This window comes from Ruminiclostridium cellobioparum subsp. termitidis CT1112, assembly GCF_000350485.1.
GTDB lineage: Bacteria > Bacillota > Clostridia > Acetivibrionales > DSM-1351 > Ruminiclostridium > Ruminiclostridium termitidis.
Window position 1 is genome coordinate 1 of sequence record NZ_AORV01000064.1, and the last position, 8,901, is coordinate 8,901.

Genomic DNA, 8,901 nt, shown 5'->3' on the forward strand with positions numbered 1-8,901 from the left:
ACAATTAACTTATTTGACAAGCTTGTTAGCTCATTAAAATTGCTGACTTTTTTCTAGTTCTTGTTTCCAAAAACCAGGTTGTAAAGTTCGCAAGTTACTCAATTTGAAATCGCTATGCGATTTCGGAATTTTTCGAGTTCCTTTACATTACATTTGCATGTATTTGTCACTGTTTACTTTTCAAAGTCCATCTGGAAAGTGACTTTCCGGCATAAAATCGATATGCTGTATATTTGTCAAATTCCGGCACTCAGCAGTGCTGAGCGACTTTTATATATTACCACACTGCCGCTTTCGTGTCAACACTTTTTGTAGATTTTTGTTTGTCACAATTTACTATTTAAAGTGTTGTTTTGTTCCTGTCCGCGACAGCTTAGTTATAATAGCATGCCTATTATATCTTGTCAATATTATTTAATAAAAAATTATATTTTATTAAGTCAATTTATTCCATACCCTCAGATCAAATTAATTACTTGCATCCAATGAAGATAAAACCTCTTTTAACATTAATACATCATTATTATATGTATCCTTTAAGCTTCTGTTATATATGATACTTGCAGGATGATACAGTGGGAACAGCCGGTACGCCTTTTCACCGATATTACAGGTATGGGTGCTCCCATGCATTTCACCAATCGAGGCATTGAAATCATCTGTGACAGCTTTTAAGGGGACGTTGCCCAAGGTTACAATTATCTTGGGGCACAACAGTGCAATTTCCTGGTGAAGCCAGTGTTGATTATTAACTATATCCTCCCTGGTTGCAGGACGGTTAATTACCCTTTTTGTTTTTTCATTTATCTTCCCAAGCCTGTACTTGATAACATTTGTTATAAACACTGATTCACGGGTTATTCCTATCAGATCCATAAATTCTTTCAGATTTTTCCCCGCCGCTCCTACAAAAGGCTTTCCCTGTGATACCTCGTCTTTTCCCGGAGCTTCCCCTATTATTATCATAGGACCTGTCAAGCAGCCGTCACCAAGCACTATCTGTTCATTTTCGAAGGTTTTTGAATATTTATTATATAGCTCGTCAAGTTCCATTCTGATTTTGCTTGTTGTCATGTCTAATTTTCCTTTATTCCGGTTATTGTATGTAATTTGTTTCTCACTTCCCTCATATCCCTGAAAAGCAGGGTTTTCTTGCTCTGATCCCTGAGCAGCGCCGCGGGATGAAAAGTCGGCATGATCCAATAACCCTTGCGTTCGATCCACTGTCCCCTGATTTGTGTTATCCTGATATCCCTTGCAATAACATACTTTGCTGCAGTGCTGCCAAGACATACTAATATTTGAGGCCTGACCAGCGCAACTTGATTTCTGAGGTAGGGAAGACATTTTTCAGCCTCCTCATCACTTGGAACACGATTGTTGGGAGGCCTGCACTTAACAACATTTGCGATATAATATTCATCCGGCTTCAACATCAGTGCTTCAAGCAAAGTGTCCAGAAGCTGGCCTGCCGCTCCCACAAAAGGAAGCCCCTGCCTGTCCTCCTGTTCACCGGGTCCTTCCCCGACAAACATTAAGGGGGCATTTACATTTCCCCTGCCAACAACTATATTCGTCCTGGTCCTGCCGAGTTCACAGGCCTGGCAATTGCTGCAGGCTGAATTCAACTGTTCCCAATCCAACATACCTTTCCGCTCACCCCTTCGTTTTGAAAAACCTTCATATCACTTTTTGGGCCGACTAATCCTAGTCGGCCCAAAATATCAAATCTATGCAAAATTAATCTTCTATTATATAACAACCAACTTTTATAGCTATGGCTTTATCAATTTTACAGCTGTAATTACATTATATCAGCAATATAATTATTAATATACTCAGTAGTATATTAATAAAATATATCAAAACTACAGTTTAAGTCTTGTCTTAAATCTTTCAACAGCCGCCTGGGTATTCTCCCTGTTTCCAAAAGCAGTGAGTCTGAAATAACCCTGCCCGCTTGGCCCAAAGCCTACTCCCGGAGTTCCGACAATATTGGCTTCACTTAAAAGCTTGTCAAAAAACGCCCATGAGTCCATCCCCTTTGGCGTCTTCATCCAGATGTAAGGAGCGTTAACGCCTCCGAATACGGTTATGCCCACACTCTCAAGACCGCTCTTTATTATAGAAGCATTTGTCAGATAGTATGCTATGGTCTCCCTGACCTGTTTTTGACCTTCTTCGGTATATACGGCCTCTGCCCCGCGCTGCACTATATACGATACACCGTTGAACTTGGTTGCCTGTCTTCTGTACCACAATCTGTTCAGTCCGATTTCACTGCCGTCTGCCGCAGCTGCTTTCAACTCTTTCGGGATAACTACATAAGCGCATCTTGTTCCTGTAAAACCTGCAGTTTTTGAAAAACTCCTGAACTCAATGGCAACTTCTTTTGCCCCTTCGATTTCATAAATGCTGTGGGGAACATCGTCCTGTGTTATAAAAGCCTCATAGGCAGAATCAAATAAAATTATGGATTTATTTTTTGCCGCATAATCTACCCAAACCTTTAGCTGATCCTTCGTCAAAGTTGTACCTGTCGGATTATTGGGCAGACACAAGTAGATAAGATCAACTCTTTCTTTCGGCAACTCAGGAATAAAACCATTTGCTGACGTACAGGGAAGATAGGTGACATTTGTCCATTTGCCGTCCACATATTCACCCGTCCTGCCTGCCATTACATTGCTGTCAACATATACGGGATAAACAGGATCGGTAACAGCTATTCTGCAATTGGTTCCAAAAAGCTCCTGGATATTGGCCGTATCGCTTTTGGCCCCGTCACTGACAAAAACCTCATCAGTACCAATTGTAATGCCTCTTTTTTTGTAATCAAACTCAATGATATTGTTGATAAGGAAATCATATCCCTCATATTCAGGATATCCTTTAAAGGTCTCTACCCTGGACATATCGTCAACAGCTTTATGCATTGCCTCAATACAAGCCATCGGGAGCGGACGTGTAACATCTCCTATCCCAAGCCTGATAATATCGGCAGAAGGATTTTCACTTTTAAAGGTATTAACTCTTTTACCGATTTCGGCAAATAAATAATTGCCTGGTAGTTTTAAATGATTTTCATTTACAAATGCCATATATTAAATCCTCTCTTATTATATATTAAATATTTATTTCACCATCAAACACTTTAACGGCCGGTCCTGTCATATATACATGATTGTCTTTTTCAGACCATTCTATAAACAACTCTCCTCCAAGCAGTTTGATTGCAGCGGCTCTTTCGGATACATTGTTTAAAACCGACGCAACCAGAACAGCACAAGCCCCGGTACCGCAGGCCAGGGTTTCCCCTGCTCCTCTTTCCCAAACCCTCATCTTGAGAGTATTTCTATCTATTATTTGAACGAATTCCGCATTGACCTTTCTGGGAAATAATTTGTTTGTTTCCATCTTAGGTCCTATCTGAGACAGCGGAAAATCAGCTACATTATCAATATATGAAACTGCATGTGGGTTTCCCATGGAAACAGCAGTTACTTTAAATTCATAATTATCTATACTGACCGGCTCTGAAATAAATCTGTCCTTGGCAGAATCAACAGGAATATCTTCAGGTACCAGTATGGGTTCCCCCATATCAACTCTTACAAGAACGACCTCTCCGTTCTCAGTTGTCAGGGTCAATACCTTAATACCTGCCAGGGTTTCTATATTGACAACCTTCTTATCTGTCAGACCGTTGTCATATACATACTTTCCTACACACCGTATGGCATTTCCGCACATTTCCGATTCAGACCCGTCCGAGTTAAACATTCTCATCCTGAAATCAGCCTTTTGTGAAGGAAGTATGAGCACCAGACCATCGGAACCTATTCCGAAATGCCTGTCACTTACTTTTTTCGCAATATCGGATGGATTGTCCAGTGCTTCACGGGTACAGTCCACATATATATAATCATTTCCCAAACCTTGCATTTTAGTGAATTTCATTTTATACAGCCCCTTTCAGTTTACAAAGTTTATAAAGCTGATAAAACGGCGGCATGTTTATGTGTATTACCTTTTATCCAACTAAACTAATAAACTTGCTAACTTTTTCATATTATAGCATAGCACTGCCGGAGCCGCAAGGCGATATGCGGCACAATAATCCTCCTTAACCGCTGTTAAAGAAAAAAAATCCGGTGCCTTTTCAGCCTTTTTTGCGGCCGGATGTTTAAAATCGGGGCAAATCAGGCTTAATCAGGTGTAATCCGGTCAATAATATGATATGGTTAATATTTACATTATCAATTGTATTGTAAATAATACTATATTATAATTATTGTAAAACTTTTCAGCAGGTATGGAGGATAACTTTGAAGGACTTTTTTATTAATATTTACAAACATGTTTCAGATTTCTTTATTAATATAAAAATGCCGGGATTTGCCACAATGATGCTGGGTGTCACCTGCATATCACTGTTGACAATAGGTATATGGTTTTTTATAAGAATCAGGAGTATTAAAAACGGCACATTGATCCTGTCTGAAAGCGATCTGCTGGATACCGAGCAGGAATCAAAGCCCTTATTTAAGCTTACAAAAAAAGACGTAATAATTATGCTGGCAATGACTATTTTTTATGCCATTCCTGCCCTCTATAACCTTGGCTCTTTTAGTGTACCTGAGACCAGCTGGGCACCTTCTGCCAAAGACGACGGTTTTATTGTGGATTTGGGCAAAAAGGTCGAAGTATCAAAGGTAATGATATATCAGGGTTATAACCATGAAAAGTATGACAATGTCAAGTATGATATCCTGTATCTTAACGATTTTGATAATTATATGAGCTCCGAAACTATTGACAAAACCGGTTTTTACTCCTGGAAAGTCTCAACAAAAGAGTTTAAGACAAGTAAAATCAAATTTATGCCGAACGGCCCGGGAGCGGCCTTAAATGAGATCGCCGTGTTTGAGAAGGGCTCGGCCAAACCTTTAAGCATTAAAAGTATTACTTCTTCAAATTCCGGCTCAAATATGCCTGCAATAGAAAGCCCCGATCATAAGCCTTACAAATTGTCAAATCTTATTGATGAACAGGATAAAGTTGATTTTTATACTTTATCAAATACCAATACATATTTTGATGAAGTTTTCTACCCCAGGACAGCGCTTGATTTTATTTATGAAATTATACCTTTTGAAAGGACTCATCCTCCTTTGGGTAAATACTTTGTAATGATTGGAATGCTCATTTTCGGAGTGAATCCTTTTGGCTGGAGAATTGTCGGTACGCTGTTCGGTGTTGCAATGATACCTGTTATGTATCTTTTTGGTTTAAAGATATTCAAAAAACGTTTCTTCGCTTTTTGCACCGCATTCCTTATGATGTTTGATTTTATGCATTTTGTTCAGACAAGGATTTCTACTATAGATGTATATGTTACTTTCTTTGTTATACTGATGTATTATTTCATATATGATTACTTTATCAGAAAGCCCTATAAGGTTGGTTTGAAAAAATCACTGGTTCCGCTGTTTCTCTGCGGTCTGATTCTTGGCATAGGTGCAGCTACAAAATGGATTGCAATGTACGGCGCAGTTGGTCTGATGTTGATTTTCATTATTGCAAAGCTCGATGAAATAGCCTGTTATACTGCATATAGGCAGTATGGCCTATCCTCCGATTTATTTAATAAATTCTGGAGCAGGTACTTTGTAAAAACAGCTCTGGCATGCGTCCTTTTCTTTTTAATCGTTCCGGGTATAATTTATTTTGCCTCCTATACATCTATAATGCTGGTTCCGGGTAATGGTGTGAAGGAGTTCATAAATAACCAGACTTATATGTATAACTTTCATAATGATCTGGATATCAAGCACTCCTATTCATCCCCCTGGTGGGCATGGCCTATTATGGTCAAACCCATATGGTTTTACGGGTCTAAAGCTCTGGCGGCCGAGAATCTTACTTCCAGTATAATATGCATGGGCAATCCTCTTATCTGGTGGTTTAGTATTCCTGCACTTATTACAGGAATTGTCCTGGCAATCAAAAGGAAGGACCGGTACATGATTGTTCCGATTTTCGGAGCTTTGTTCCAGTACATTCCCTGGATGGTAGTTCGCAGAATGGCCTTTATTTATCATTATTTCTCCGTTATGCCGTTCCTGATCATTATAATGGTCTACCTGATTAAAATCTTTTACGGGCACGGCAGGACAGCCAGAAAGCTCGTGTACATCTATCTCATACTGACCGCATTTATGTTTGTAATGTTTTATCCGATACTTTCGGGAGTCATCGTGCCAAAATGGTATGCAAGCCTTCTCCAGTGGTTTCCGGGCTGGAGTTTCAGATATTGATCAAATTCACAGGTTTGCCTGGAAGACAAACGCAAGTGAAGTCTTTCAAGCAAACGTTTAATAATTTAATGCGTTGTGCCAGTTAATTTAATTTTTGCTTTACCTTTGTAATTTTTTTATATCAAATGGTAACCTCCGTACTAACTTCATGAAATAAGGATGCCCCAAAACAATTACGAAAATTGTATCGTCTCATTTAAAGCGGTTTTGCCGTCGTCGACAATTTTCCGCAATTGTTTTTAACCGTGCATCTTATTTCATGAAGTTGTACTCGTGTTACCAGTTGATTGGATTAAATCCATCTGTTAAGCAAAACAAAAGCAGCTTCACACTATTTTACAATTGCCATAATGCCTACCCCGCCCACGACAGCAGTTTTTCCTCCGGAGGATGCCGTCAGGTAATTATTCGGGGGCAATCCCTGCAATGTCTTCCAGTCCTTAAAGTTATTCGTGTAAAAAACTTTTTCTCCCAGGACAAAGAAGGTGTCTCCAATAACAAATGCCCGGTTATTGTCCCTGGCATCAAACGCATTTAATCCTGATTTGAAGAGATTGGGATCAGGTTCCGAAAGAGGAAACTTAAAGCTCTCAAATCTTTTAAAATTTTTGGTCAATGTAATTTTGTTGTCTCCGGTATTATTTGAAACAATGGCATAGTATTCCTTGTATTCCACAATGTTTGATACCGACTTGACAGGCAGAGCCACCTTTTTAAAATTTTCCAGATCCCCGGATATATAAAGCATGTCATTGACTTTTTCAGCATACATGGATCTGCTGGAAAATAACCATTTTCCATTGATGCATACCGGTTTATTGAACCAGATTCCCTTTTCCCGGACATTTAGAACAGTATTAAAATTAATAAAGTCCTCCGCCGAAGCAACTATGGCAGTATCGGCGGACTGGACTGTAAAACGAGCATTATTACTATAAAAGCCGATAATACTTTCTTTTTCATCGCAGAGTTCCTCCCGATTTTCAAAATATGATTTAAATGTACTGTAAAATATAATTTAAAGATATAACTTGAATATATAATTTATAGGATGCCTGATCTTATACTGTCACTTTCAATATTAATCCAGTACAGCCAGGCTTTCAAGAAGAATTTGCTATATGCCGGCAGATTATTGTGAAAAAGTAAAAAACCCTGCGCACAGCGTTAATCGCGAATGCACAAGGCTTTGTGGTGGAGGGAGATGGATTCGAACCATCGAAGTCACTGACAACAGATTTACAGTCTGCCCCCTTTGGCCACTCGGGAACCCCTCCATATGGAGCTGGCGGACGGAATTGAACCCCCGACCTGCTGATTACAAGTCAGCTGCTCTACCTGCTGAGCTACACCAGCACATATTGACTTCATTATTATAAATTTAAAATGGCGACCCGGAACGGGCTCGAACCGTCGACCTCCAGCGTGACAGGCTGGCATTCTAACCAACTGAACTACCGGGCCATTTTAAAATTACAATGGTGACCCATAGGGGACTCGAACCCCTGTTATCGCCGTGAAAGGGCGGTGTCTTAACCACTTGACCAATGGGCCGTACTCATTATCAGCAGCAGTCTTGCCGACCGACAAAGACTATTTTAACGGGGGATGTAGAAAAAGTCAAGCTATTTTTTTATCTTTTTTTCAAATATTATTTTTCAATGTCAAAACTCCTGAAAATGCCAGGTCTCATCCAGGCCCAATCAGCAAATTACAGGTTTGAATTTTTCTCCGTGTTGTACAAGTATAATATCCTTCAAATTAACAAGACTTATACCTTTAACGGTAATTCCATTATTTCACCGTCTTATGCTGGCACCGCTTGCATACCATAAGCTTGCCTCCGTCACTTTTAAGAATTAAACTATAACGCAGTAAAGCTCCCATATCAATTTTACAAACGGCTATGAATCGATTTCGAGCAGAGGCCCTTTTCCATGCTTATGATTCTTCTGATGCTCTGTTCGGAAAGATAATATTTGCTTATAAGTGAATTTATTGGAACTCCTTTTATATACTCTGCATAAATCTGCCGATTCCGTTCTTTTAAACTGTTTCTGGCACCGCTCTTTTCACCCCAGGCTCTTTGCTGACCGTCTTTGCGGGGTATATATATAAATTCACCGTCTATAAATTCCTGGATAATCGTGATTACCTCTTTGGGTAGTACATTCTGTGCCTTTAAATACTTCATTTCTTTGCTCCTCCATAAATATCATACTGTGAAGCAAAGACCACAAGCCCTTATTTAAACAAAAAACTGCCGCAGGAATTATGCCTGCAGCAGTGTCATATTGTTAAATCATTTTATGAGCCTGATATAATAAAATAACTTAATATTCTGTGAAATGAAATATCCCGGTTAGCAATCAGATAAATTACGGACGGTTAGCTATCTTATGAAATCAGGTGCCGGCAGAGCATCACTGATATAAGTTTTTGTGGTCTTTACGTTTGAATTGATTGTCTGCATCGTTTTCATAAGATCTCCTCCTAAAATTTATTGTGAACAGCACTTGTAAATAATACCATAAGAAGCCTTTTATTTCAATCTAGAAAACAAATATAATCATTCTTGATA

Annotated in this window: 7 protein-coding genes and 4 tRNA genes; 1 reads left to right on the forward strand and 10 read right to left on the reverse strand. The window is 39.2% G+C overall.

Annotation, left to right across the window (positions count from 1 at the left end):
* Positions 1–468: 468 nt before the first annotated feature.
* The 4 genes from CTER_RS22165 to dapF form a co-directional block, all read right to left on the reverse strand.
* Positions 469–1,074: a uracil-DNA glycosylase gene (locus tag CTER_RS22165; RefSeq protein ID WP_004629565.1), complete on the reverse strand. Its 606-nt coding sequence runs from the start codon at positions 1,072–1,074 to the stop codon at positions 469–471.
* Between the two features lie 2 nt (positions 1,075–1,076).
* On the reverse strand, positions 1,077–1,646 hold the full coding sequence (locus CTER_RS22170) for a uracil-DNA glycosylase (protein WP_004629558.1): 570 nt from the start codon (positions 1,644–1,646) through the stop codon (positions 1,077–1,079).
* Positions 1,647–1,868: 222 nt separating this feature from the next.
* On the reverse strand, positions 1,869–3,101 hold the full coding sequence (locus CTER_RS22175; RefSeq protein WP_004629571.1) for an LL-diaminopimelate aminotransferase: 1,233 nt from the start codon (positions 3,099–3,101) through the stop codon (positions 1,869–1,871).
* A gap of 25 nt (positions 3,102–3,126) precedes the next feature.
* Positions 3,127–3,960 (reverse strand): diaminopimelate epimerase, encoded by an 834-nt coding sequence (gene dapF, locus CTER_RS22180; protein WP_004629567.1) that lies wholly within the window; start codon positions 3,958–3,960, stop codon positions 3,127–3,129.
* A 368-nt stretch (positions 3,961–4,328) separates the two neighbouring features.
* On the opposite strand from dapF, the gene CTER_RS22185 reads away from it, so the two are divergent.
* Entirely contained in the window at positions 4,329–6,320 is a 1,992-nt protein-coding gene (locus CTER_RS22185; protein ID WP_004629574.1) for a phospholipid carrier-dependent glycosyltransferase, read from the forward strand.
* Between the two features lie 331 nt (positions 6,321–6,651).
* Here the strand turns inward: CTER_RS22185 and CTER_RS22190 are convergent, their stop codons facing one another.
* The 6 genes from CTER_RS22190 to CTER_RS22215 form a co-directional block, all read right to left on the reverse strand.
* The gene (locus tag CTER_RS22190; RefSeq protein WP_004629561.1) at positions 6,652–7,092 is read right to left on the reverse strand and encodes a hypothetical protein; all 441 of its coding nucleotides are present in this window, start codon (positions 7,090–7,092) and stop codon (positions 6,652–6,654) included.
* 420 nt (positions 7,093–7,512) lie between these two features.
* A tRNA-Tyr gene (locus CTER_RS22195) sits at positions 7,513–7,597 on the reverse strand.
* Between the two features lie 3 nt (positions 7,598–7,600).
* Positions 7,601–7,676, reverse strand: a tRNA-Thr gene (locus CTER_RS22200).
* Between the two features lie 31 nt (positions 7,677–7,707).
* A tRNA-Asp gene (locus CTER_RS22205) sits at positions 7,708–7,784 on the reverse strand.
* Between the two features lie 15 nt (positions 7,785–7,799).
* Positions 7,800–7,874 (reverse strand) — tRNA-Glu (locus tag CTER_RS22210).
* Between the two features lie 340 nt (positions 7,875–8,214).
* Positions 8,215–8,514 carry a CD3324 family protein gene (locus CTER_RS22215; RefSeq protein ID WP_004629569.1) on the reverse strand — a complete coding sequence of 100 codons (300 nt, stop codon included), beginning with the start codon at positions 8,512–8,514 and terminating at the stop codon, positions 8,215–8,217.
* Positions 8,515–8,901 lie beyond the last annotated feature (387 nt).

Bases quoted from the DNA above. Each gene is read 5' to 3' on its own strand.
- CTER_RS22175 (WP_004629571.1), bottom strand. From the start codon at position 3,101: ATGGCATTTGTAAATGAAAATCATTTAAAACTACCAGGCAATTATTTA.
- CTER_RS22165 (WP_004629565.1), bottom strand. From the start codon at position 1,074: ATGACAACAAGCAAAATCAGAATGGAACTTGACGAGCTATATAATAAA.
- dapF (WP_004629567.1), bottom strand. From the start codon at position 3,960: ATGAAATTCACTAAAATGCAAGGTTTGGGAAATGATTATATATATGTG.
- CTER_RS22190 (WP_004629561.1), bottom strand. From the start codon at position 7,092: ATGTATGCTGAAAAAGTCAATGACATGCTTTATATATCCGGGGATCTG.
- CTER_RS22215 (WP_004629569.1), bottom strand. From the start codon at position 8,514: ATGAAGTATTTAAAGGCACAGAATGTACTACCCAAAGAGGTAATCACG.
- CTER_RS22170 (WP_004629558.1), bottom strand. From the start codon at position 1,646: ATGTTGGATTGGGAACAGTTGAATTCAGCCTGCAGCAATTGCCAGGCC.